This window comes from Lysobacter sp. FW306-1B-D06B (assembly GCF_038446665.1).
Taxonomy (GTDB): Bacteria; Pseudomonadota; Gammaproteobacteria; order Xanthomonadales; family Xanthomonadaceae; genus Lysobacter_J.
Window position 1 is genome coordinate 2809320 of sequence record NZ_CP151802.1, and the last position, 24359, is coordinate 2833678.

Annotated in this window: 21 protein-coding genes; 16 read left to right on the forward strand and 5 right to left on the reverse strand. The window is 65.8% G+C overall.

Translation table 11 applies throughout. The annotated features are described in order from the left end of the window. Positions 1-2: 2 nt before the first annotated feature. The 9 genes from AAFF32_RS12850 (at position 3) to AAFF32_RS12890 (ending at position 16876) form a co-directional block, all read left to right on the forward strand. Complete coding sequence (locus AAFF32_RS12850; protein WP_342315379.1) at positions 3-299, forward strand: PAAR domain-containing protein; 297 nt, start codon at positions 3-5, stop codon at positions 297-299. Further along, entirely contained in the window at positions 296-724 is a 429-nt protein-coding gene (locus AAFF32_RS12855; RefSeq protein ID WP_216957807.1) for a GPW/gp25 family protein, read from the forward strand. The genes AAFF32_RS12850 and AAFF32_RS12855 overlap by 4 nt, the downstream gene beginning before the upstream one ends. Beyond that, the gene (locus AAFF32_RS12860) at positions 721-5820 is read left to right on the forward strand and encodes a hypothetical protein (protein ID WP_342315380.1); all 5100 of its coding nucleotides are present in this window, start codon (positions 721-723) and stop codon (positions 5818-5820) included. The genes AAFF32_RS12855 and AAFF32_RS12860 overlap by 4 nt, the downstream gene beginning before the upstream one ends. Continuing rightward, entirely contained in the window at positions 5817-7736 is a 1920-nt protein-coding gene (locus tag AAFF32_RS12865) for a putative baseplate assembly protein (protein ID WP_342315381.1), read from the forward strand. Before AAFF32_RS12860 ends, AAFF32_RS12865 begins: the two co-directional genes overlap by 4 nt. Next, positions 7733-9862, forward strand: coding sequence for a phage tail protein (locus AAFF32_RS12870; RefSeq protein WP_342315382.1), 2130 nt, complete (start codon positions 7733-7735; stop codon positions 9860-9862). The genes AAFF32_RS12865 and AAFF32_RS12870 overlap by 4 nt, the downstream gene beginning before the upstream one ends. Positions 9863-9880: 18 nt before the next feature. After that, positions 9881-11356 (forward strand): hypothetical protein, encoded by a 1476-nt coding sequence (locus AAFF32_RS12875; RefSeq protein ID WP_342315383.1) that lies wholly within the window; start codon positions 9881-9883, stop codon positions 11354-11356. An 11-nt stretch (positions 11357-11367) separates the two neighbouring features. Beyond that, the gene (locus AAFF32_RS12880) at positions 11368-12186 is read left to right on the forward strand and encodes a hypothetical protein (RefSeq protein ID WP_342315384.1); all 819 of its coding nucleotides are present in this window, start codon (positions 11368-11370) and stop codon (positions 12184-12186) included. Positions 12187-12239: 53 nt separating this feature from the next. Next, complete coding sequence (locus AAFF32_RS12885) at positions 12240-15395, forward strand: DUF4157 domain-containing protein (RefSeq protein WP_342315385.1); 3156 nt, start codon at positions 12240-12242, stop codon at positions 15393-15395. Positions 15396-15475: 80 nt separating this feature from the next. Further along, positions 15476-16876, forward strand: a complete 1401-nt coding sequence (locus AAFF32_RS12890; RefSeq protein ID WP_342315386.1) for a peptidoglycan-binding domain-containing protein — start codon at positions 15476-15478, stop codon at positions 16874-16876. 26 nt (positions 16877-16902) lie between these two features. Here the strand turns inward: AAFF32_RS12890 and AAFF32_RS12895 are convergent, their stop codons facing one another. Both AAFF32_RS12895 and AAFF32_RS12900 read right to left on the reverse strand, forming a co-directional pair. Further along, positions 16903-17586, reverse strand: coding sequence for a response regulator transcription factor (locus AAFF32_RS12895; RefSeq protein ID WP_342315387.1), 684 nt, complete (start codon positions 17584-17586; stop codon positions 16903-16905). Between the two features lie 397 nt (positions 17587-17983). Continuing rightward, positions 17984-19444: an Hsp70 family protein gene (locus AAFF32_RS12900; protein WP_342315388.1), complete on the reverse strand. Its 1461-nt coding sequence runs from the start codon at positions 19442-19444 to the stop codon at positions 17984-17986. Positions 19445-19654: 210 nt separating this feature from the next. Between AAFF32_RS12900 and AAFF32_RS12905 the strand changes: the two genes are divergently transcribed. Beyond that, entirely contained in the window at positions 19655-20062 is a 408-nt protein-coding gene (locus AAFF32_RS12905) for a DUF4124 domain-containing protein (protein ID WP_342315389.1), read from the forward strand. Positions 20063-20208: 146 nt separating this feature from the next. After that, entirely contained in the window at positions 20209-20682 is a 474-nt protein-coding gene (locus AAFF32_RS12910; RefSeq protein ID WP_342315390.1) for a hypothetical protein, read from the forward strand. Positions 20683-20828: 146 nt separating this feature from the next. Here AAFF32_RS12910 and AAFF32_RS12915 read toward each other — a convergent pair whose 3' ends face one another. Further along, complete coding sequence (locus tag AAFF32_RS12915; protein WP_342315391.1) at positions 20829-21089, reverse strand: hypothetical protein; 261 nt, start codon at positions 21087-21089, stop codon at positions 20829-20831. A 103-nt stretch (positions 21090-21192) separates the two neighbouring features. Further along, positions 21193-21525, reverse strand: a complete 333-nt coding sequence (locus AAFF32_RS12920) for a hypothetical protein (RefSeq protein WP_342315392.1) — start codon at positions 21523-21525, stop codon at positions 21193-21195. A 397-nt stretch (positions 21526-21922) separates the two neighbouring features. Here AAFF32_RS12920 and AAFF32_RS12925 point away from each other — a divergent pair, with 397 nt between their 5' ends. Beyond that, complete coding sequence (locus AAFF32_RS12925) at positions 21923-22090, forward strand: hypothetical protein (protein ID WP_342315393.1); 168 nt, start codon at positions 21923-21925, stop codon at positions 22088-22090. Between the two features lie 3 nt (positions 22091-22093). On the opposite strand, the gene AAFF32_RS12930 is transcribed toward AAFF32_RS12925, so the two are convergent. Continuing rightward, a complete protein-coding gene (locus tag AAFF32_RS12930; protein WP_342315394.1) occupies positions 22094-22363 on the reverse strand; it encodes a hypothetical protein in 270 nt (89 codons plus the stop codon). A 36-nt stretch (positions 22364-22399) separates the two neighbouring features. Between AAFF32_RS12930 and AAFF32_RS12935 the strand changes: the two genes are divergently transcribed. The 4 genes from AAFF32_RS12935 to AAFF32_RS12950 are packed head-to-tail and all read left to right on the forward strand — an operon-like array spanning position 22400 to position 24319. After that, positions 22400-23530 carry a replication initiation factor domain-containing protein gene (locus AAFF32_RS12935; RefSeq protein WP_342315395.1) on the forward strand — a complete coding sequence of 377 codons (1131 nt, stop codon included), beginning with the start codon at positions 22400-22402 and terminating at the stop codon, positions 23528-23530. A gap of 12 nt (positions 23531-23542) precedes the next feature. Continuing rightward, positions 23543-23812, forward strand: a complete 270-nt coding sequence (locus AAFF32_RS12940) for a single-stranded DNA-binding protein (RefSeq protein WP_342315396.1) — start codon at positions 23543-23545, stop codon at positions 23810-23812. 3 nt (positions 23813-23815) lie between these two features. Continuing rightward, on the forward strand, positions 23816-24022 hold the full coding sequence (locus tag AAFF32_RS12945) for a hypothetical protein (protein ID WP_342315397.1): 207 nt from the start codon (positions 23816-23818) through the stop codon (positions 24020-24022). 36 nt (positions 24023-24058) lie between these two features. Further along, positions 24059-24319 (forward strand): hypothetical protein, encoded by a 261-nt coding sequence (locus AAFF32_RS12950; protein ID WP_342315398.1) that lies wholly within the window; start codon positions 24059-24061, stop codon positions 24317-24319. The last annotated feature ends 40 nt before the right edge of the window (positions 24320-24359 follow it).

The window sequence follows — 24359 nt, forward strand, 5'->3', positions numbered from 1 at the left end:
CGATGGGTCAACCCGCTGCCCGCCTCGGAGACACCACCAGCCACGGCACGCCGCTCGGCCCCGGACCGGGCAGCGCGACGGTGCTGATCGGCGGCATGCCGGCATGGCGCGCACTGGCCGATACGCACGCGTGTCCGTTGTCGGACGGACCCAAGCCGCATGTCGGCGGCGTCGTGGTGATGGGCAGCTTCACGGTGTTCATCAGCGGGCTCCCCGCCGCGCGCCAGGGCGACATGGTGGTGGAGGCGGGCGCGCCGAACCCCATCGTGCTGGGCGCCATGACGGTCATGATCGGATGAGCGACGACCGCGCCATGGACGAGCAGAAGGCATTCCTGGGGCGCGGCTGGGCGTGGCCGGTCGCACTGGATCCGCGCACCGGACGGGTCGCCAGCGTTGCGTATGAGGAAGACATCCGCCAGTCGATGCGGATCATCCTGCAAACCGCGCCGGGCGAACGCGTGATGCGGCCCAACTTTGGCTGCGGCATCCACGAACTGGTGTTCGAAGCCATCGACAGCATGACGCTCCAGCGCATCCGCTCGACCGTGGAAGAAGCGCTGCGCCGATGCGAAGCGCGCATCGACGTGCTCGCGGTGGAGGTCGATGAAACGCAGGCACGCGAAGGCACGCTCCTGGTCGCCATCGAGTATCGCGTCCGCAAGACCAACCAGACCGGCAACCTCGTCTTTCCGTTCTACTTCCGCGAAGGAGGGCCGCCATGAAGCCGCACCTCCCACCGCGCATGGACCGGCGACGCACGCGCGAGTTCATGGCCGAACTTCAGGCGCGCGCACGCGCGTGGATTCCCGACTGGGCCATCGCCGACGACGAACCGGATTTCGGACGGGCCCTGTTGCAGGTCGCGGCGCGGTTCAGCGCGGAAGTCGCCGAACGCCTGGACGGCGCTGGCGAGAAGCTGCGCGACGGGCTGTTCGACTGGCTCGGCGTGCATGGCGAAGCGGCACGACCGGCGCGCGCGCCGGTGGCGTTCAAACTGGGCGACAAGGCGGTCGATGCCGTTCTGGCACCCGCGCAGACGCGATTGCAGGCCGACGTCGACGGCGCGTCCGTGGTGTTCGAAACGGAAACCGACGTGCAACTGGTGCCGTCGAAGCTGACGCACATCGTCGGCGTGGAAGCCGACCGTTTCCATCTCCCGCCGCCGGGACTGGCGTCGCTGGAACCGCTGCTGCCATTGCCCGAGCAGTGGCTGTTGAAGAGCTTCGCCGCACCCGGGGCCGCCAGGCTCCAACTGGATCCGGCGGAGGGATTGTCACCGGACATGGTGCTGCAATCCGACGGACAGCGCGTGCGCATCACGCAAGAAGACAAGGGCCTGGTCACCATCGAACCGCCGTTGCGCAGCGGCCTGGCGCAAGGCGCAACGGTGCGCAAGCTCGCGCAGTTCTCTCCCTTCGACGGACTGTGGAACGACGAACAGCTGCATGCGCTTTACCTGGGCGGCATGGAGTTGTTCGACATCACCGCCGAGGCGACGTTCGACATCGTCGGCGCGCAGGACCTGGCGGGAGTGCAGTGGGAGTACTGGGGAAAGAAGGTCGAATCCGAAGATCCCGAGGCGGCGGGATGGCAGGAACTGGTGCGCGCGGACGAGCAGAAGTACGCCAACGCGTTGACCCTGCGCAAACCCGAAGGCGCCATCGAGCCGCGCGAGGTCGTGCCCGGCAAGCGCGCACGGTGGATCCGCGCCGTCGCGCGCCAGGTCGACCGCGTGCTGCTCGCCGCCGACCGGCTCAGTGTCCGGATCAACTACACGCCCAGCCGCGCGAGCTGCCAGAGCGTGGCAGACAAACCTTCCGTCGGCTTCGAAGCGATGTCGAACACGACGCCGCTCGTCGTGGATGGCGCCTTCTATCCGCTCGGCCGAGAGCCGCGCCAGTTCGACGCGTTCTACATCGGCAGCGCCGAAGCCTTCTCGAAGAAGGACGCGCGCGTGCAACTGTGCTTCGAGATGGCGGACCTGAGCTTCCAGGGGTTCGCATGCCTGCGCACGGGCCCGTTTGCGAACACCGTGCTTGCCGGCGTGACGCGCGATGGCGGTCTGCAATTGCTCGGTTTCGATGCGGGCACGGCGAGCCTCTCGCGCTTTCGCGATCGCCCGCCGCTGCGTCCGCCGTCGCCCGCCGCCGGCGGCGCCACCGTGGATGCCGCGCCCATGCCGCTGCGCGCGGGCGCTTTGGCGATCTGGGACAAGGGCGACGACTTCGTCGTGGCCGTGGCGGCCGACGATGGCGTGTGGTGCTGGCGCGAAGTGAAGTTGGAAGAAGGCCGCCTGAGCGGCTGGACCTCGCTGCCGGCGGTGCCGGTCGCACCGCCGCCGACGGGGCAGGCGACGCCGCTCATCGACAGCCTGGTGTACCTGCCTGCATCGGCCGTACTGCTCGCGGTGCGCGACGCCAAACTCTATGCCTGCGATCCCGACGCAGCCGCCCCGGAATGGACGGAGGTCGCTGCGAAGGACGGCCCGGCCGATGTCGAACTCACGCGAATCGCATCGATCTTCGTCGCGACCGCCGCGGCCACGGTGCCGGAGCGGATCGTGGGCGTCGCCAGGGATCTGTCGATGTACGCAGTGAGGGTCGGCGGCGCGCCGCTCCAGGCCGATTGCACGACGCTGCGCACGGGCGTGGATCCGACGATGACGCCCGCGGCGATCCTGCGCGCTGACGACACGCTGCTCGCCGTGGCCGTGGGTACCGGCATGTCGGGGCCGAGCCTGCTTGCCTTCCTGTCGGACCCGGCATCCCTGCTGCAGCAGGCCGTCGCCGATGCGGCGCTGGGGACTGCGCGCGTGCTTGGCGGTGCGGTCGATGCGGCGGTGGCCAACGTGCACGGCGTGTTCGCCGCATGCCTGGCGGCATCCGATGGCACGACACGATTGGTGCGCTGGTCGCCGTTCGAGCCCGCGCTGTCGGATCTGCCGTTCAGCACGCACATCCCGGCCGAGCTCGGTCCCGCCGCCGGCGTGCCGACGGTGCTGCCCGCGCATCTGATCGTGCCGGTGCTGTCGAGCCAGGTGCTGGTGGCGCGATTCAATCCGGCCGATTGCGCCAAGCGCACGGCGCCGCTGATGACCGCGATCATCACCCGTCCCGGAGATCCGCTGCAGGCGCTCGACCAGGTCGCGTTTCCCGTGCTGGGCGGTTTCGAGGTCGCGACGGCCGCATCGACCGCGCAGCAGAGCGGGCAGGTGCTGTTCGCGTTCGATGTGCAGGCGATCGACGGCGACATCGTGGTGTATCCGGCCGCCGATCCGGCGGGTCAGTCCGCCGTCGATCCGGCTGCGCTGGACACGGTGTTGATCGCAGGCAACGAGCCGATCACCCCGGACCAGACGCGCCTGCTCATCACGACCTCGCTGTCGATGGACGTCTATCAGGTCGACGACTTCGACAACACCACGCGGATCGCGACGCTCGACCGCGAACTGGACGTGCCCAATCCGTTGCCGGCGGGAGAGCAGGTCAGCTATCGGTTGCCCGCGCCATCGCCGATGCCCGATGAAAGGCGCGTCGTGCCGTTGCTGGAGCTGGATCCCGCCAACAGCGGCCACTGGGACGCGGCGCTGCTGCAGCGCACGCTCCTGGCCTTGCCGGGCGGCGATCCCGTCTGGCAGCGCGGCCATGCGTTCCACGTCGACGGCAACGGGCATCCGCTGCTGGTGGACCTGGCGACGCCCTGGGTGGTGCAACCGCCGATCAACCTGGGAAGGGTGGAGTTCTACGTCGATGAGGCGGTGCGGACGTGGTCGGCCGAGCTTTCCGACACCACCTCGAACCCGGCGTTGTCGTGGGAGTACTGGAACGGCACGGGCTGGTGGAACCTCGGCGCGAACGACGCCGGCACGCAGCACCTCAAGCGCAGCGGCGCGATCACGTTCAAGGTTCCCGCCGACCTGCGGCCGACGGACTGGTCCGGCAAGACGAGCCACTGGATCCGCGCGCGCCTGATCGGTGGCGATTACGGACGTGAAGAAGTCACGGTCGTCACCACGCCCACCAATACGCCGGGCGAAACCCGGCAGACGATCGAGCGCAACACCGACGGGATCCGCGCGCCTTACGTGGCCCGGCTGCACGTGTCCTACGCGACGGAGGATGCGGTGCTGCCGACCTTCGTGCTCGCACAGGACAGCGGTTCCATCCTCGACCAGAGCGATGCCAATCGCACGCCGAATGCGATCGTCGAAGCGTTCGTGCCATTGCCCGTTCTCCTGGGCCGTCTGTCCGGTGCCGCGGTGCCCGAAGACGACGCCGCATGCGCGCCCGAGTGCGCCTGCAGCGGTACGCAGTCGCCCGGTGACCTGCTTGCTGGCGCAGCGACGTCCACTAACGTCGTGCCGTCTGCGGGGCGCGCCTTCTTCCTGGGTTTCAAGGGACCGCTCTCCGGCGGTCCTGTTCGTCTGTACTTGCGCGTCGCGGAGGATGCCTCTCAGGTCTCGCACGCCGCCGTGCGCGTGGACGCACTGGTGGCCGACCGCTTCGTCCCGCTGGTCGTGGAGGACGACACGCGCGGGCTGGGCGAGAGCGGGATGCTCACGCTGGTCTTCGACGCACAACCCACGCCGCGCGAGTTGTTCGGCACGACGCTGCGCTGGCTGCGGATCACGCCCTCGGGCGACGCCGACGCCTGGTCGCCGACCTTGCTGGGCGCGCATCTGAATGCCGCGTGGGCGACCGCCGCGGAAACGATGGCGTACGAACGCCTCGGTTCGTCCGAAGGCGCGCCGGACCTGACCCTGGTGCTCGCGCGACCGCCCGTGTTGCGAGGCACGCTCGAACTGCGCGTGCGCGAACCGCTGGGCGAAGAAGAGCGCGCTGACCTCACGACCGATGACCCCGCGCGCGTCCTCAGCGACGTGCCCAATCTGCCCGGGGATTGGGTGCGCTGGGAGCAGGTGTTCGATCCCGCCGACGAGGATGCCTCCCGACGTGTGTACGCATTGGACGAAGCGACGGGTGAGGTCGTCTTCGGCGATGGCACGCACGGCATGATTCCCCCGGTGGGCCGCGACTCCATCGTTGCCTTCCGTTACCAGCGCACCGAACGCGCCGCCGACGGCAGCGACCGCGTGCCGGCCAACGCCGTCGCCGCCCGCGCGAAGCTCAATCTCGCTTCGCCGGTGAGCAGTGTGGAGGCGGTATCCGCCGCCGATCAGGCCGCCGGTGGTGCGCCGCCGGAGGACGCACCGCGCATCCTGCGCTTCGGCACCGCGCGCCTGCGCCATCGCAACCGTGCGATCAGCGCATCCGACCTGGAAGACCTGGCGTTGCAAAGTTCGCCCGACATCGCGCAGGCGCGTTGCTTCGTCACGCGCGGCGGCGTGCGGCTTGTCGTCGTCATGCGCGGCGGCAACCCCGTGCCGAACGCGGCGCAACGACGGGAACTGGAGCGACTGCTGCTCGGCGTTTCGCCGGTCGCGCTGGGCGCGCTTCGCATCGCCGGCCCGACCCTGCGCTGGCTCGGAGCGCAGCTGCGATTGCGAGTGGTCCGCCTCGACGATGCCGGTGCCGTCAGCGGCGCGGTGCGCGGGCGCATCAAAGCGTGGTTCGACCCGGTCACGGGCGGCGCCGACGGCGACGGCTGGCCGCTGGGACGCAGTCCGGACGCCAGCGACATCGCGCTCGCCCTCGTCGATACACCGCGGCTGGCCGGCGTGCTCGACGTAGTGCTGCACGAGCGGGTCGACGAAGCGGTGGAGCGCGCGTGGCCTGCGTCGATCCGTCGATCCGACCTGGTCGTCCTGCGCGACGACGCATGGCAGCTGGTCTTCGATCCGGGCGAGGAGGGGGCATGAGCCGTCTGGTGAAGGTTCGCTTCGACCGCCGGTTCCAGGACCTGCTGGCCATCGGGCGCGCGCAACTGCCCGCGCTGGCACCGCAATGGACCGACCACAACGCGCACGATCCGGGCATCACGCTGATGGAGCTGCTGGCGTGGGTGGCCGAAGCGCAACTCTATGCGGTGGGACACACGCGGCGCGACGAGCGCGCGGCGTACGCGGCGCTGCTTGCGCTCCTGCCCAGCGGCACGCAGCCGGCACGCGGCCTGATCTGGCCCGACCTGCAGGACCCGCGCGCGCCTGTCGTGACCTTTGCGCAGAGCGTGGTGATTCCGGTGGACGCCGTCATCCGGCCGGTCAAGTCGGACGGGCCGATGTTCCATCCGGAACACAGGCTCTTATGGGTTCCGGGCGAGATACGCGCACTGACGACGCGGTTGGCGAACGGGCGCGCGCTTGACCACACCGCCGTGAACCGGCGACCCGGTCACGCGTTCCAGCCCTTCGGCGCGCATGCACGCCCTCCCGATGTATCGGCGATCGACTTCGAGTGCCGCAGCGACGACGGCCTGTTCCCGCCGGAACGCGCGCAGGCCGATGGCGCATGCTGGACGCTCGGCGTGCGCGCCGCGTCGCCTGTCGCGGGCATGCAGCCGGATGTTGCCGCGTCGTCATCGCCGCTGCGGGTCGAACTCGTCACCGACACCGAGCGGTATCCGCTGGCCATCGTGTCCGACACCACCCAGGGCCTGCTGCGCAGCGGCGCGCTGGTTCTGGATCTTTCCGCCGTCCGCTCGTCGCCGCGGCGCTTCACGCTGGAATTGCGCGCGCCGGACGGTCTCGCACGCCCGCCGCGCGTGCTGCAGATCGCGCCCAACGTGATCCCCATCGTGCAAGGTCGCGCGGTCGAAGGCGAGGTGCATATCGCCAACGGCGCACTGCCTGACTGGAGCTTCCAGCTCGACGTGCCCGGGCTGCGCTTTGCGGCGTCGGAAGCGCCGGTGCGGGTCGAGGTCGTCGAAGCCGCCGTCGGCAGCACGTGGCGACGTTGCGACCGACTGGCCGCGCAGGGGCCCGACGATGCGGTGTACGAGCTGGACATCGCGTCCGACCGGATCACGTTCGGAAACGGAATCAACGGCCGCGTGCCCCGCGATGGTGCGCAGGTGCGGGTGTCGTATGCGGTGAGCGACGGCGCGCAGGGCAGCGTCGCGCGCAACCGGCGCTGGCACGTGCAGGGATTTGGCGAGGCCTTCGGCGTCAATCCGGACGCGGTGGCCGGCGGCGCAGGCCCGCAGGACTGGCGCGCGCAACGCCGCGAAGCACGTCGGCGCGTGCGTGAGGATCACGCACTGGTGAGCGCCGACGACATCGTGCGCGCCGCGCTGGCGTTGCCGCTGCTGGAGGTCGCGCGGGCCTGGATCGTGCCGGCGAACGAAGCACGGCCGAACACCGGCGCGGTAACGCTGGTGGCCATGCGTGGCCTGCAAGCCGGCGATGACCCGCGCACGCCGGAAACACGGCGGTGGCGTAGGGCCGTGCAGCGACGATTGGAACCGCGCATGCCGCTGGGCACCCGACTGGCCGTGATCGGCCCGCGCTATCGCGCCGTGGTGGTCGAAGCGACACTGGAGGCATCGCCCGGACGCGATGTCGACCGCGTTCAACGCAACGCGCTGGACGCCGTGCGTGCGCGACTGGCGACCACCGGCCCGTCAGCGCGACGGCCCGGTGTTCCCGTCTCGCATGGCGACGTGGCCGGATGGCTCCGCGCTGTGGCTGGCGTGGCGCGGATCGTGTCGTTGCGCCTGCGGCGCGGCTCCGGCGATGAAGTGCACATCATCACCATGCCGCGTGAGGGACTGCCGCGATTCGACGCCGTGCACAGCACGGTGGACGTGCGCCGGGCGGGGCAGGGGAGCGCGCCATGAGCGCCGATCCGCAGCGCGCTTATCGATTCACGCAGCAGGCCCACTGGCGCGCGTGCCTGTCGATCGGCATCGACCCGGGCGCGGTTTCCACCCATACGATCCGGCCCTCCCTGCCGTTTGCCACCGTTGCGCAGCGATTCCCGAGCCAGGGCGCGCGGGCGCCGGCAGTGGCGCCCGGCGCGCAGGTGCTGTGGCACGACGATGCGACCGACCGCTTGTACCGCCTGTCGCCCGGTGACGACACGCCCGACATCGGGCCCGCTCCGGCGGCGATCGCGCGTGCGACGAGATTGCTGGTGACGCGTTGGGGCGTGTGGAGCTTGCGCACGGGTTCGCTGCAACGGTTCGAACTCGACTCGCTCACTCGCCTGGATGTGATCGACCTGTCGCATTGGCGCGCCGTCGATATCGCCGCCGACGGACGCGATGGCGTGTTCGTGCTCGCCGAACGCGAAGGTCGCTGGCAGGTGCTGCGCGTGGACTGCGCAGGACGGCTCGACGTGACCGCACAGCTGGACGGCGTGCGCGCGGCGACGGCGTTCGTGTTCCTGCGCACTCGCAAGCGATTCGTGGTGCTCGGCTCGGGTAGTGACGCGCAACTGATGTGGTTCGACGAAACCGGCGGCACCGCGCGCGCAAGGAAGTCGGTCGCCGCGATGCATCACTGCTTCAGCGCCACCGCGCTCGGCAGCGACGCGCGCGATGCGGTGTTCCTGGCAGGAGTCGACGCCGGCCCGGGCGGCGAAGCCCGGGTGATGCGGTTCGACGGCGACGGCACCGCGTCCGGCGACATCGTGCTGGATCGCAGGGACGCTCCCGCCACGGGCGTCGCCGCTGCACGCGATGCGGTGTACGTGACGGGCCCGGGCGGGCTGTTGCGGTTCGGCGCGGTGCAGGCCGTTCCCGACGACGCCGCCGAGCTGGAGTGCGTGCTCCTCACGCCCGTACTGCATTCGCCCGATCGCGAGGACGGCCGCCGTTGGCTGCGCATCGAAGCCAACGCGACGCTGCCGCCGGGCACGATGCTTTCCCTGTCGTATGCCTCCACCAGCGATCGTTCCGTGCGCGATCGCCTTGCAAAACTCGCGGCGGACGACGCATTGACTTCGAGCGAGCGAACGCAGCGCATCCTCGCCGAGCGCGGCATCTGGCACGCCCCGATGGCGTTCCAGGGCGCGGATGGCGACAGCACGACGCATTGCGTCGCGCCGCTGTTCGATACGCGCGATCCGTACGTGTGGGTGTGCGTGCGCATCATCGCCAGTACCGGCGCAGCCGCTCTGCCGGTGCTGAACGAGCTGGCCGTGCTGTACCCCGGCCGCACGCTGATGCAATACCTTCCCTCGATCTACCGGCGCGAGGAAGCCGTTCGCGACAGCTTCCTGCGTGCACTGGTCGGCGTGCTCGAAACCACCACGCAAGGGCTCGACGCCCGCATCGCCGCGCTGGGCAGCCATGTGCACCCGGCCACCGCGCCGGAGGAATGGCTCGATGCGATGGCGCGCTGGCTGGGCCTGCCGTGGGACGACACCCTGGCGCAAGCGCACAAGCGCTGCATCGTCACGCATGCGCAGGACCTCGCCAGCCAGCGCGGAACGCGTGCCGGCATCGAGACCTTCCTTTCTTGCCTGATGCCGGAGAGGCCGCGGCGTTTCCGCATTGAAGACGCGATCGCGCAGTTCGGCTTCGCCATCGTCGGCGGCGCCGGCTGCGAGGGCAGCGCGCTTCCGGCGATGCTCGGCGGCCCGCCGCGCTCGCGTGCGGAACTGGGTGCGGGCGCTCGCCTGGGCCGCATGCGTCTGCCTTGCGATGCAGACATCGGCGCTCCGTGGCGACTCACTGCGTCCGTGCGGATCGATATCGCAGCGACAGCGGAAGAACGCCGCGCCTGGGCCGGATGGTTGCCGGCCGCGCTCGCTGGCCTGGCGCCGTTCACCACCCGCGTGCGTGTGCGCTGGATCACCGCGCGTGCCTTGCAGGGTCGGCGACTGGACGCGGGCCTGACCCTGGAAGGAACGATCACGCCCCATCTGGGCGACGACGCCGTCACCGGCGTGGCCCGACTTCCCGTACGCGGCGCGCGCCTGGGTGCGACAGGCGCCGACGTCGGCACGCGGCTGCTTTGAAGGACAGGAGGAATCGCCATGCATCGCCAGGCTGACTCACAACGCGAATGCTGTTCCGACGAGGCCTGCTATTCCGGCCTGCGCAACCGCTACTTCGAAGGCAAGCGCCTTACCGCGGACGCCTTCCGGGTCGAACAGGATTACCTCATCGACCGCCGACGCCTGCTCAATCGCGCCATCCACGGGTGGGGCGTCGTATACGGCTTCGCGATCCAGGCGCCACGCGCAGAGCAGGGCGACGGCAGGGCGCTCGGGATCGGATCCGGGCTCGCACTGGACGCCTGCGGCCGCGAGCTGGTTCGCGTGCGCGCGGGCGCGGTGGGACTGGATGCGGTGGTCGTGCTCGACGCGAAGGGCAGGCGCGTATCGCCGGACGATCCGGATCGACGCGACGAGAAGGAATCGTCGCACGATCGCGCCGAATGCGATGACGACTGCTGGCTGCTGAGCGTGCACTACGCCGAACAGCCGATGGATCCGGTCGACCTCCACGACCCGTGCAGCTGCGAGCGCAAGGAATGGGACCACGTGTGCGAGACGGTGCGGCTCTCGCTGAGGCCCATCCGCTGCGACGCGTGCTGCGCTACTGAAGAGTGCGGGCTGGCCTGCGAATGCGGCACCGGCCCGTGCTGCGATGAGCATGCGAACGACAAAGCCGCGCCGGAGGCTGAGCGCAGCGCGACGCACAAGCCAAGGCAACCGGCGCAGCGCGGCGGCTGCCGCTGCCTGTGCGACCACCTCACGGGCCTTCAACTCGACGAGGACTGCGGCTGCCTGACCGAAATCGACGAGCGATGCGGTCGCGTTCGCGTCGATCTGCGCCACGGCGTGCCGCTGGCCTGCGTGAAGTTGCAGCGCGACGACTGCGGCAACTGGGGCTTCGGCGATGACGTGGAAGCCTGCGGTCCGCGACGACTGGTCAAACGCAACGATCTGCTGTTCGACCTGATCCGGGGCTGCGACCTCACGCGGATCAGCGCGATCGGTTGGGCGCCGTGGCATCGGCGGGACGCGCTCGTGGACTACGGCGACTTCCAGGCGTCGTTCGGCCAGGAAAATCCCGTCAAGAGCGGCCGCAACGTCACGCGCGACTACTGGGTCGAGTTCTCGCGCCCCGTGCGCGTGGACACCGTGAAGCCCGATTGCTTCTCCATGACGGTCACCATCGCCGAAGACGAAGCCGGTTGGGGAGAGTCGCGTCGCGTACCCATCATCGACGTCATCACTTCCGGCGGCCCGGACCCGCAACACATCACGCGCGCCGTGCTGGTGGTCGAAGCGGGCTGGGCGGAAGACGCCACAGTGAAGCGGCACAAGATCTTCAACAAGGACGAAGCGTTGGTGGAGATCGCCGTGTTCGGCGACTTCATCATCGACTGCAACGGACAGGCCGTGGATGCCAATGCCGTCGGCCTCCTGCCGGCCCCGACCGGAAACGGTACGCCGGGCGGCACTTTCCATTCGAACTTCCGTGTCGCGCAGAGCGACGCCTAAGGAGTTGCGCCATGACCACCACTCCCAAGCCCCTGGCGATCCACAAGGCCATGTCGACGCTGGTGCGGCCGAAGTTCGGTCCCGGCATGCTGCTCGAGCACGGCGACCTGGAACTGCTGCCTGCCTACACGCGCGAACTCAACCGGATGATGATCCGGTCGCTGTTCGGATGCGGCGTGGTCTGCGGGCTGCGCGTGGATGCGAGCGAGCACTGCGGCAAGGTCCGCATCACCGTCGAGTGCGGCCTGGCCATCGACTGCCAGGGCGACCCGGTGCATGTGCCGAAGCGGCAACAGTTCGAACTCGACAGCGAGTGCGATGCGAACGTTCCCGGTCCGCTCTGGGTCGTGCTGTGCGGGACCAGCAAATGCTGCGCGCCGAGGACGTCGATGTGCGCATCCGACGAAGACGACGAAGCACCGGCGCTGTGCACGCGCGAGCGCGACGCCTTCGAGATCCGCGTGCTCGACGCGCCGATGGGCTGCGGATGCCAGGAGTCGGCAGGCCGCGAGGCGTTTCGTGGCTCGGCATGCAAGTGCGCGGACCCGTCCGATCCATGCCACGCGGACCATTACGCCGGCAGATGCGGCTGCAAGGACGAAGGCTGCGACTGCTGCGATTGCGATTGCATCATTCTGGCGCGCATCGACGCGACGGCCGAGCGCGACCGGCCGTGGCGAGCCCATCACAGCGTGCGGCGGTTCATCCGTCCGGTGCTGATGCGCGATCCGCTGGTGGAACAGGAGCAGGCGGCGCAGTCGCAACCGCAGGACGTCCAGGTTGCGGCAGCGAGGGCGACGACGGGCTCGCCGAAGCGAGGCCCGCGCTGATGCCGGCCCCGGGCACGTCATCGTCCGGGGTGTGACGCAGCGCAACGCGTGCAATGGACCGCGAACGCAAATCGGTGAAAGCTTCGACCGTCGAACGACGGCCCGTGGCGATCGCGCGCGCGCCCGTGATGGCGGGCCGCGCGAGCGCGATCGGAACGGGCTTGCAGCAGCGCCTCGGCAACCGGGGCACGCAAGCCATTGCAGGCCAGATCTGCGCCAAATCCAGCGCAGGAATGGCCGCGCCGAGCCATGCGACAACAGGCGCCTCGCTCTCGATCAGCCAGCCAGGGGACATCCTCGAACGCGAAGCGGACCACGTGGCCGACCAGGTCATGCGCATGGCGGAAGCACCGTCGGCACCGCATGTTTCGCACGGAGCCACCGATGCGACCATCCAGCGACGTTGCGCCAAGTGTGAGGAAGAGGAAGACCACACCCAGGTCCAGAGAAAGGAAGCGTCCGCCAATGCCGCACCGTTCAATGCCTCGCTGTCGGCCAGCATCAACGCGCTGACAGGCAAGGGCAGTGCGCTGCCCTCATTCGCCCGGAACTTCTTCGAGCCACGATTCGGCGCCGACTTCGGTCAGGTGCGCATTCACGCCGGCACCGAGGCGGGAAACATCGCCCAGTCAATCAATGCCAGGGCATTCACGGTCGGCCAGAACATCGCTTTCGCGCCAGGCCAGTACGCGCCCCATTCCGAAGAAGGGCAGCGATTGCTCGCGCACGAACTGACCCACGTGCTGCAGCAGAAGGGCGCGAGCACCGGCACCGTGCAGCGCGACGACGAGCCCGGCGTGCAGCCGGAAGAACCCGCCACCGAAGCTGCGCCGACGTTCGTCCCCGAAGGAGTCGTGCTGGAGTTGTTGTATCTGCTGGAGCAGGAAGACCCGCCGGGACAGGAGGAGCACGAAGAAGAATCCGGGGAGGAGCTCAGCGAAAGGGAGAGCCGCTTCCAGGAGGATCTGGACTACGCAACGACCTGGGTCGGACACGGCGCGAGTGCCGAGCGCAAGATCCTGATGCTTCGAAGCGAGGACTTCCGGCTTCAGAAGGCCGCCTACCACGATTCGGTCGTGAACTCCTTCGGCAGCGAGGAGTATCCGGAGGAAGAGTATCTGGCGTGGCTGATCGAAACCTACGACGCACCCTCCAATACCGAGGAAGACACGCTGGCCAGGTTCAAGGCCAACATGCTCAAGCCCGATCTCACCGATTCGAGCTTCATCGACGACGAACACATCCAGCAATGGGATGGCGGAAACGCCTTCCCGAACTTCGCCTGGAACATCATCCACCCGTTGGTGTCGCCTTCGACCGAACTGGTCGAGTCCACGAAGTCCAGGCAACGCGGCACGCAGGCGGCCTACTACGAAAGCTGGAACGACCTGGGCTGGGATCTTTACGGCAACGGCATTCCCGCGTCGTACAGCCGTTCGTTGGGCATCACGGAGTACTCGACCGTCAAGAAGCGGTCGATCTCCAAGCTGCTGAAGATGCCCGACATTCCCTGGCTGTATGGGCATTTCGTGATGCATGAAGAAGTGCCCCTGCACACTGCCGCAATGAAGGCCTACACCACGGGCCTCACGGCCTACGTACTCGCATCGCTTGGACAGGCCGCCCTCGACAAGTGGTTGACGGCGTCCGCATTCCGGTGGAGCTACTTCGACGCTGCGGCCATAAGCGCCTTCCGCAAGTCGCATCCTTCCGGACTGCGCGCGATCGAGGACTTCTACAACTACGCACCCAGGGGGCTGGCCCTGGGCGCAACGCTCTCGGCCGCCAAGGTCAAGGCCGGCATTCAAACCAGCGGCGTCAATCCGTACCTGTTCCTCAGCAAGGTCAGCGCGGACGCTCAGGCGATCGGCCCGAATCTGATCAACCAGCTCAACGCATCCGAGTTGACGACGTTCGCGAACATACTGGCGAACGCCGACAGCAAGATCATTGCGCTGGAGCCTTCGATCCGACTGATGACCGCCGTGGAATGGTCCATCACGAAGGGATTCGCCGCGCAGGGCATCGTCGCGCTGCTCGGCAATCTCGACAAGATTCTTTGGGAGATCCTCGAGGAATATGTCAAGGACAAGGCGGTCAAGAAGGCCGTCATGACCGGCGTCGGATACCTGGGGCCGTGGGGGAGGGCGATCTCGATCATCTACAACCTGCTGGAACTGTTCGATGACGTCCGGGACAAGATTGAGCTTGCGCTGTTGATCAAGTCGTTTGTCGAGGTGCTGGATGAAGCCAAGCAGTCCAAGGGCGTGGTGCAGACCCAGCAGGCGTCGGCGAAATTGGCCCAGGTGTACGAGACGACGTTCCAACTGCTGATTCAGAAGCTGGGCCAGAAAGTGCTCTCCAAGGTCTCCGCATCCACGGCAAGGAGGCTGAAGGAGAAGAGACCCAAGGGCGAGAGGATGGGCGATGCGGAAAGAACCAACCTTCTTGAAGAAGCGCGTCGTGAGAAGGACGCGAAGAAGCTCAAGCCCGAGTACCTGGAAGCGGAGTTCGCGACGGCGATCCGGTCTCCCGTAAGAGTGGTCGGAGACGCCATCGAAATCGAATTGCCCAATGGCCACCGATGGAAACGCCAACGGGGTGCAAAGGGCTGGTGCAGGGCATCGGAAGACTGCGTCGGCGACTTCCTCAATCCCGATATCACCGATGAACTGGACTTCTACACCAGGCGGCACCTGCCTGACGATTTCGATTACGACGGGTATCCATCCCTTGCGGTCGACGATATCCGCCTGCATCAGACGACCAAGGGCAACTTCGGTGAGGTGGCCTCCGACCACATGCTCGACAAGCAGTACGCGAACCTGGGCGGAATCACGCGCACCGAGAATCCGGACCGAGGCCCGGGCATCGACAACGTATGGATGCCAAAGGATCGAACCCACTTCGATTACACGATCTCCGAGACGAAGTTCGTTCAAGGGTTCGATGGAGATCTGCACACGGTGAAGATGGGCAAGTCGAGGAGCGGGCCGCAGTTGAGTGACAGCTGGATCACCGGAAGGAACTTCAACACGATGAAGCACAGGCTGGAGGAGGTTGTCGGAGAGGACATGGCCGGCCGGATACGTTCCTCCGTTCGCAAGAACCGCGTGGAGAGACTGTTGATCGTGGTGAATGAAACCGGAAGGACCTGGGTGTATGAAGTGGACAGTGGCGGAAAGGCGTACAGATTGAAGCCCGACTGACGTTGGCGCGGACGTTTCCTGGTGTCCTCGAACGAAGTCCTGTTTCGTTGTCCCAGAAGTGCGCACCGTCGGGATTCGCGATGATCCATGAGTCCGCCGCAGACCGAAAGACCGACCGTATCGAGCGGCGCCCGATTTCGCCCTCCATCGCGGCCCGACCGTCGAACGAGCGGGAGTCGTCGAGCGCAACAACGCTCAAGCAGCGTGTTGGCAATCAGGGAATTCGGAATGTGATGGACAGGGCGCGTCTGGCTCAGGCAGACGGGGATGCCCGTGATCCTGCCGAGCGACAAGGCCTGCAGTCGGATCGTTTCAGGGGCGATGCCCGGCTGGAGAGCATCTTCGATGGAAAGGCGGAGCACTTCCTGCGTTCCGGCGCCACGGGAAATGCGGTTCTCAAAGTCCAGCAGGCTTTGATGGACCTCGGGTTCCCGCTGCCAAAGTGGGGCGCGGACGGGAGCTTCGGCAATGAAACCGCAAGCGCGGTTTCAAGGTACAAGGCGCAAGCGGGGATCTCACCTTCCGATCCTGTCGTGGGATCACGGACGATCGCCGCGCTCGATGCGGAAATGCTCAAGCAGCCGCCGGCGCCAACCTGCATCGACGGCCCCGTCAGCATGGAAGCAGAGCCGCTTCCGCCGATTCCACTGCCGAGCATCACCAGGATCAACGGCAATGAGCTGCTCGACGTGGTCAGGAAGCGGCAGGTGTCTCGTGCGCACATCCCGGAGAATTCGCCGTTGGGCGCGAACATTCCTGGCTTCGATAACTTGAAGCCGGTGAGCGTGCGCACGGAACCTGTTTTGCCGGAGCCGTGTTTCAAATGCATCGCGGATTGGGAACTGCCTCAACCCAGGTTCGAGATCTTCATCACCGTCGGCGATTTCTCGGATGAGCCGGACCGCAGTTTCCCCGTGCAGGATCAAAGTGTCTCGGGCTGCCCGTACGAAACGGGAGGAACATTCAAGAAGGTCATAAAACGAGTGATGCCCGAGGTCGAGCCGATGATTCTTGGTCAGGAATTGGAGCACTGGTCGGATTTCGTGCTCACTTACTCGCTGATCACGGGAAGGTTCCTGTCCAATGTCAGAAGGCTCACGCCGGAAAGAACGCATCTTCGGGGCAAGGACCATGACGATTGCGTCGGCAAGGTAGAGCGATTCCTCCTCGAAACGTCCACGTTCCCGTGGCAGCCTGCGATCTCCTACTACGGAGCGCTGTCCGGGTATCTGGTGGACCATGTCTACAGCGACACGACCACGAAGCGCGAAAGCGATCACTCCGCGGTATCGGTCCCTCCACGGGGCAAGAAGCCGGTGTTCCCCAACATCGACCACACGGTCAATCCCTTTACCTGCAAGGCCTTCTACCGCAAGTTCGACAAGACCATGTCCACAGGCCTGCCAGGCCCACCTTTCAGTTCGCTGATCGAAGACAAGGAGGCGTACATTCCGGCGAAGCGTCCCTGGAACAGCCTCTGAGTGCACGCGTCGCCACGGACGTCATTTCACGGAGCCCGTCCGCGATCCTCCAGATGCTTCACCGCTTCCGGCTGCGCAATCCATGGCTCCTCGCGCGCGCGATGCATCGCCTGCGTGCGCCGCGACAACTCCAGCTTCTCCAGGATGTGGTGCACGTGGTGCTTCACCGTGGACACGCTCAGGCACAGTTCTCGCGCGATTTCCTTGTTCGACAGGCCGCGCTCGATCAAGTGCATCACGTCGCATTCGCGCCGACTGAGCTGCTTGCCCGTCACGCCAGGGTCGTCGGGCGATTCATTCATCCGGAACAAGGCGCGTAACAGGCCGCACGAAATCTCGGCAGGGCAGGCGAGGCGGCCGTGCACCACGTCCGACAGCGCGTTGCACAGCTCTTCGATCGAAGCATCGCGCGGCACGTAACCGGTGAAGCCGGCCCGGCCGCAGCGGATGACGTTCTGACGCTGTTCGTCCAGCCCGAGTGCCACCAACAGGATGTCCGGGTGCGCCTGCGCGATCGCGCGCACCTCCGACAGGTCGATGCCCTGCGTGACATCGATCAGCATCAGATCGACGTCGTGCGCCTGGATGGCGGCGTGCAGATCAGCGAATGCGTTGACAACGGCGCGAACGACAACGCCGCGGCGGGAGGCGAGCGAAGCCGCCAGGCCATCGCCAAGGAGTCGCACAGGGGTGAATACCAGCAGGTTCATCTGACAACCCAGGCTTGGCTATTCACCGCAGCGGCCTTCGTTGAAACCGCGTCGGCACAGAAGCGGAAAAAGCGGTGTTCGCGATCTCGCGACGGGCCGATACGGCCCGGACTAGCGTTCTTGAGTGGATTCACGAAGGTCATGGCGTCGCCTTCCGTGGCCAGGTTCACGCCGCTGCGGGCGCACCTGTTGGTGGTGCGGATCGAGGCAGTATCGAGCGCGAAGTCGGCGTCAACGCTCGCTACCTACAACGCCACTTTCGCCCCTAAGCGGAAATCCTGCGCGGCGAGTATTGATCGCTATGCAGCGCAAAGCCCTCTGTTTTGCCCGTCTGAACCGCGTTTGGTGGGGCAGGGGTACCGTCATTCACCAATTGCGGACACGTTTGGTATCGGGGCTACTTCTGGTCGCTTCTGTGGCTGGCCGCCGCGTGAGCCAGTCCCGTCACCACGCCCAGCGATGCATTGCCGGCCACCAGTTCGGCGTCCGGGAAGATCTCTTTGACGAGCAGCGGCACGTAAGGCGAGCGTGACATGCCGCCTGTGAGATAGACCGTCTCCGGCGGTGCGTTCAGTTCGGCACGGGCACGCTCCATCAACGAGCGCAACTGGAACAGGAAGGGCGTTGCCGCGTCGCTCAATCGTTGCGCATCGATGTGCGCGAGCAGACCGGCCTCTATGAAGTCGAGCCCCAGCGTCACGTTGCTGGCTTCGCTCAGTCGAATCTTGGCGCGCTCGACGGCGCGATTCAGGCGCACGGCGTGACCTGCTTCCTTCAAGGTCTCAAGCCGATGGCCATAGGGAGCGACGACGTGCTCGAACGACGTCTCGCGAAACTTCGCCTGGCGTTGCAGATCCTGCACGGCCGACGCCTCGTAGAACCGATGCACCGGCGTGTCCGTCACTCCCTTGCCGAACAGCGGCATGACGCTGCGCATGCTCAACTCGATGTCCACGTCGGTGCCGCCGACCGGCTCGCCCCATGAGCCATGCACGATGGGCGCAGCCCCTGGCCCGCCGACATCGGCAACGGCCATGTCCGTCGTTCCGCCACCGATATCGAGGATCAACGTCCGGCGAGGGCGTTCGCTGCCCTGGTGATAGCCATACGCCGCCGCGGCCGGCTCTTCGAGGAATTCGACTTCGTCAAAGCCGGCGGCATACGACGCGTCCGTGAGGATCTCCAGTGCCTGCACTCCGCCAGCCTCCTTCATGGAGCTGCGAAAACGCACCGGACGCCCCAGAATCGCCGCCCTAACGTCGCAACCGAGCTGGGCGCTGGCGGTGAGCCGGATGTGCCGGAGCAACTGCGTGGCGATGCCCAGCAACGTGTCGCGCGCACGTGCTTCCAGCCTGTAGCCCAGCATCGACTTCGGCGAAACCACCAACTGGCCTGCGCTGCCCTCGATGAAGGCATCGACCGCTTCCTCGCCGTACAACGCCTGCTGCAGGTCCGCGCCTTCCAGCATCGCCTTGCGCATCTCCTCGGCGGCCCAGCGGCGGCGCACGAGCGCGCGAGCATCCCTTTCCAGTTCCAGATCCGTTCGAACGCGAGGCGAGGGGATCATGCTCAGCTCATGGGTCCGCTGCGGTTCCGGCCGCCTCATCGCTTCTTCGCGACGTGCGCGGAGCTCCGCATGTCGCTTGGACTGGTCTCGCCGGAACTCGCCGGTCAGCTTCTGGATCTCGTCCTGCAGGGCGTCGGTGAGCTCGAACTCGGACAGGTCCGGAAGCCGCTGCGGAAAGAACACGGTGGTCCGAAACTGCTGGTCGGCACCGAACTGGATCAACTGCAATTTGCCCTCGATGACGGCGCCGGCAGCCGAATAGCTCGTGCCGAAATCAATCCCAATGCGCATCTGGTGCTGAACTCTGTGGCGGATTGATGGCATTTTGCCGTGAAGGGCGTTGATGGTTCCAACGAATCGGGTCGGAAGATCGGCGCGGAGCCCCGGATTACGGCGATAGCGAAGCCGGACGGGTGGTGTCTGCGCGTCGTTGACCGCCGGTCCTTTTTTGCTACGCTCGTCTCAGTCCTGAGGGGGATGGATGGAGCGATGCGACAAGGAATGCTGCTGCTCGCCGCACTGATGTGCGACAGCGCTTCGGCGCAGGTGGTGAATAAGTGCATGGGGAAGGGCGGGGCAGTGCACTACTACAGCGGCCCTTGTCCGGCTGGCTATCAGCACGCCAAGACTTGGGATGCAACGCCGGAACAGCCGCCCACCAATGAAGAACTCTGGCGGCGCTACTACCAGCGAAAGCAAGGCGAGGCCGATTCCCGCTACTTATCTCAGCTTGCCGGTACTCGTTCCGGCGCGGGCGGTCACCATGTGCGCCAGGATGGAGCACGTAATGCTGCCGCGTGTGATGCAGCGAAGGCGTCGCGAGAAAGCACTTTGGCTGCGGTAGGAATGCGCAGAACTTACGAACTCTTGCAGCAACTGGACGCGAACGTGCGCGAGGCGTGCAAGTGAACTCGCAGTCACCATAACCGGGGAAGGATGATGGACATCGGTGCCGTTTGGAGGTCGCAGCGGCTGTCGTCGCCTCGCTTGGAGGCGGTGCGGTCGTCGTCCTCGCGTGTTCAAGCTGGATTGGAAAAGTGTGGGCGGACAGGCTGATGGAGAGAGAGCGTGCCTCGCACGCTGAGGATCTCCAGAAGCTTAGGGTTCGCCTCGAAGGGCAAGCCAACACAGAGCTGGAGCACCTTAAGTCGGAGCTCGGCATTACGTCGGCGAAGCGTATGCGGGATGCCCAGGACAAGATGGCGATCTATCGCCTCGTCGTGGACATCGTCGCTGACATCCTCAGCGACTTCGACTTATCGCAGGACAACACTTTGCCTGATGCTCGCGAGCGATTTGACAGGTTCAACAGAGGCAGAATGAAGGCTTATGGATACATGGCCATGCTTGCGCCCCAGAAGGTCATGGATGCTTTCGATGAGGTCATTGACCATCTGCTTGAGATTGCGCAAGGCACACGCAATTATCATTGGCCGGAAGTGCGCGAATTGGCGATTGCCCTTGTCGATGAGATTCGTAAAGACGTGGGGCTCGATCAGGATGCAATTCGCTACAACGGCAGGCTTTGAAGAATGATTACATTCTGTCCTACCGCATGGGGCGACATTATCCGCATTCCACTTGAATCAGCTAGACGGGCGAAACCGCCCGCAGGTCGATAGTTACGCACCGATGCACGCGGCGCAGGCAGCAGTTCACGCGGGGCTGATATGAATCACGAAGCCGGCATGCAGCCATGTCGGAACTGAGCCAGATTGACGATGACCACTTTGACCAGTTGGGGCCGTGAGGCAGCATGTCGGGCCTCTTCAGCAGCACGCCGGCTCGCGTAACCCTTGAGGCGCAGTTCCATCTTGTCGCGCCACATAAGGCCGCGTAATCGTTCGACGGTCATTCGCTGGCTGTCCTCAGAAACGAGATGGCGGCCCCGCAGCTGCCACCCGGACCATTCGCCGTCAGGATTGACGTCCGTCATGCAGCCCCCTGAGCCAAAAGACCTAAGCCCAGCCTGGGAAGGCAACGGGGTATCGCACGGCGAAAAGTCTGAAAGGCCTCGCCAGCCAGCCCCTGTGACGCATTTACATAATATGCATTGCTGCCGAAGTCGCCGACGAAATCAGCGGCATAACGGCGACGCAGGCGACGGCGGCCGCTGCCGCAATTTGTCGCCAGAACGATCGCTCTTTTGAGTCACGCGCGCGGTCCATGTTCACGCGTGCGATTGTTTGCAGGCGGTCGAGACCAAGCGCGTCGGCCAAGATCACGGCCGTCTTGTCATCGGCGTGCGATACGCCAGTACGGTAATTGCTGAGTCGATTGGGACGCAGGCCGAGATCCTTCGCCGCTGCGTAGTCGCTTTCAAGGCCGTGTTTCGCCTTGAACTGGTCCAGCAGTTCGTTGGTGTAGGACATTTTCTTTCGGCACCTTGCAGCTGAAGTTATGGCCTTCGTCGGTCGTGATTGTGATCGACTCAGGGACTTTTCCGTTCTCTGCGATCGCGAGCAGTTGCACGGCCTTACAAATCTTCACGCCAGCGTCGATTCGCGTCTCGAGAGGCGAACCCGGTTCGACAACTCCTAGCGCGAGCATCAACAGCCACTCCATGCCGGCCCCCCCTTTTCAGATGGGGACAACCTAGCACTTGGGATAAGCCTACCCCTTGACACCACTCAAGGGATAGGCATACTCGCCCCCACTAGCTCAAGGGCTAGGCATAGGGCCACCCGCCGGGGACAGGCCCCGGCGGAAGGGGACGCCCCCTACGACCCGCCGCCGTAGTCCCCGGCCACGCTGCCAAGGGGGCAGGGCATGGAAGTCGCACACGGTGTGCTGTTGGTTTTTCTCCAGGTCGCGGCCGTCGGCTGCTTGACCGCCATCGCTTGGTCCCGCGCCTCGGACCTCGGCCAGCACATGCGCGAGCAGGACGAGCGTGAAGCCGAATTTCTCCGCCGCACCCGCGTGGAGATCGAAGCGTGAATCTCAGTTCGTGGCTCCGGTCGCAGCAAGGCGAGACGCTTCGCCAATTTCGGCAATGCCCCGCAGGGACTTCGCCGTCGCCTCGGCAACGAACGCACGAATGTCGTCGTGTGGCGACGCCCCAGCTGTGGCGGCAATCCGGTCAAGTAGCGAAAGCATGGTTGTCCGCTCTTCTTCGGAGGACAGCATGCTGAACATCACGCTCATCACGGTGGTAAGCGCATCGATGGCTGCGCCGAACTGCTCGGCGTCGATTTTGGGCGGCTTGGACACGGCGGCTCATTCCTTTGGCTGTGCGGGGATCATCGCATGAGCCGCCCGCTCGTCGCTTTCGCCGTGGCTGGACTCCCCACTACTAACAGGGGAGTCAGTCCTTCAGATCGCCTCGACCTCATCCCGCTGACCACGGTGTCTGTTGACTGGATGGCCGCGTCCGTCGATCTGGCCGAAGTGCTCGCCCATCAGGGCCACCTCAAGACGTGGGAAATCTTCAATGACCTCAACGGCTATGGATTCCAAACCCAGCAAGTCGCCGCGTGCGTCTTCGCGTCGCTCCTCGCCGGCTCCGACTTGCACCTCTGCAAAGAGCAGCGCAAAGGCACGTTCTACAAGTGGCGTCACCACCTCATCAGCACCAGCGGCGAAAAGGTCGGGCAAATCGAGTTCGGTGGCCCGCACACCATGCGCCAGGACGGAACCCCAACAGCTCGTGTTGAACTTACGGGTAAGGGCTGCCGTCTGTATGAAGGCGCAGCGGAAGGCGACCATGCGGAGCGGTGGTCGCGTTTGCGAGCGCAGCTCGCAAGCGTAGCCGGACGACTCTCCCGCCTCGATATCGCTTTCGACGATTTCGCCGGTACGTACAACCTCGCCCACGCGGTGAAGCTGTGGCAGTCCGGCAAGTTCGACGCACGCGGGCAAACGCCCGACCTCGAAAGCGTGAACCACGCGAAGGGACAGAAGGGCGACACGATCTACATCGGCTCGCGCGCCTCCGAAAAGTTCCTGCGCGTGTACGAGAAAGGCAAAGAGCAGGGCGACGAAACCTCGGTGTGGGTGCGCTGGGAAGCGCAGTTCAAAGCATCGAGTCGCAAAGAGCTCGACCTCGACATGCTCACCGCGCCCGCCGACTTCATGCGCGGCGCGTACAAGGCGCTCACCTTCATCAGCGAAACGCTGCGCCGCCTCGATCTGACGAAAGAACAGGCTGCCGCGAACATCCACAGCGCGCTGAAACACCTGCGCCGCCAGTACGGCAAGACGCTCAACTTCCTGAAGCAAACCTTCCCCGATGACGAAGCGCTAGGTGCGTTTCTCATCAACGTGACCCGGCCGGGGCTCCCGGATTGGTCATGGCAGTACCTGAGCCCCGATGGCTACCTGTCCGTGTTGGATGCCATGCGCATCGACCGTCAGCCGGTGGCCGCATCCCTTCACTGACGGAGAACCACCATGCGCATCGAAATCAAGAGCGGCACCTCGACCAACCATCGCCAGGGCAACAACGGCAAGACCTACGGCGAGCAGCAGGCCGCACTGCACACGCCGGGCAGCGACTTCCCGATTCCCTTCAAGGTCAACTGCGAAGTGGGCTTCGAGAAGAAGCCGGGCTTCTACCGCTTCGGCCCCGGCAGCTTCGGCACCGACAAGTTCGGCAACCTCGTGATCGGTCGCGTCGCGCTGGAGCCGGAAGTCGCCGCGTCCACCACGAAGGCCGCCTAACCCATGGCCACCGTGCTCGTTCAAGCCTGCGCCGTCGAACACCTGACGGCGGAAGGCGTGTGCACGGTGCCGATCTGGGTCGAAAAACCCGAGCAAGTGTTGCCGCCGCTCACGCTTGCCGAAGGCACTGTCATCGCGTTCGCGATTGTCAGCTGCTGGACCGTCGGACTGCTGTTTCGCCTCATGGCGCGCACGCAGCAGCGGTTTTGATCCACCAAACTCACCCACTCAAAAAGGAGTTTCACCATGAACAAGATCAACGCTCAGTCCATCGCCCTGCGTGCTCGTGACAAGGCCCGCAGCTTGCGCACCAAGATCGCCGGGGCCACCGCCGTCGTCGCCGGTGCGATGTACTCCGGCCTCGCGATGGCCCAGTCCACCACGCTCGGCGAAGCGGTGAAGACCGAAGTCGAAGGCGGCAAGACCGCCGTCACCGCGATCCTGCTGGTGCTGGCCGGCGTGCTGGGCCTGTTCCTGCTGTGGTCGATGATTAAGCGCGCGAAGTAATCGACAAGGGCAGGGGAGGGAGGGCCGCCACGCGCGGCCC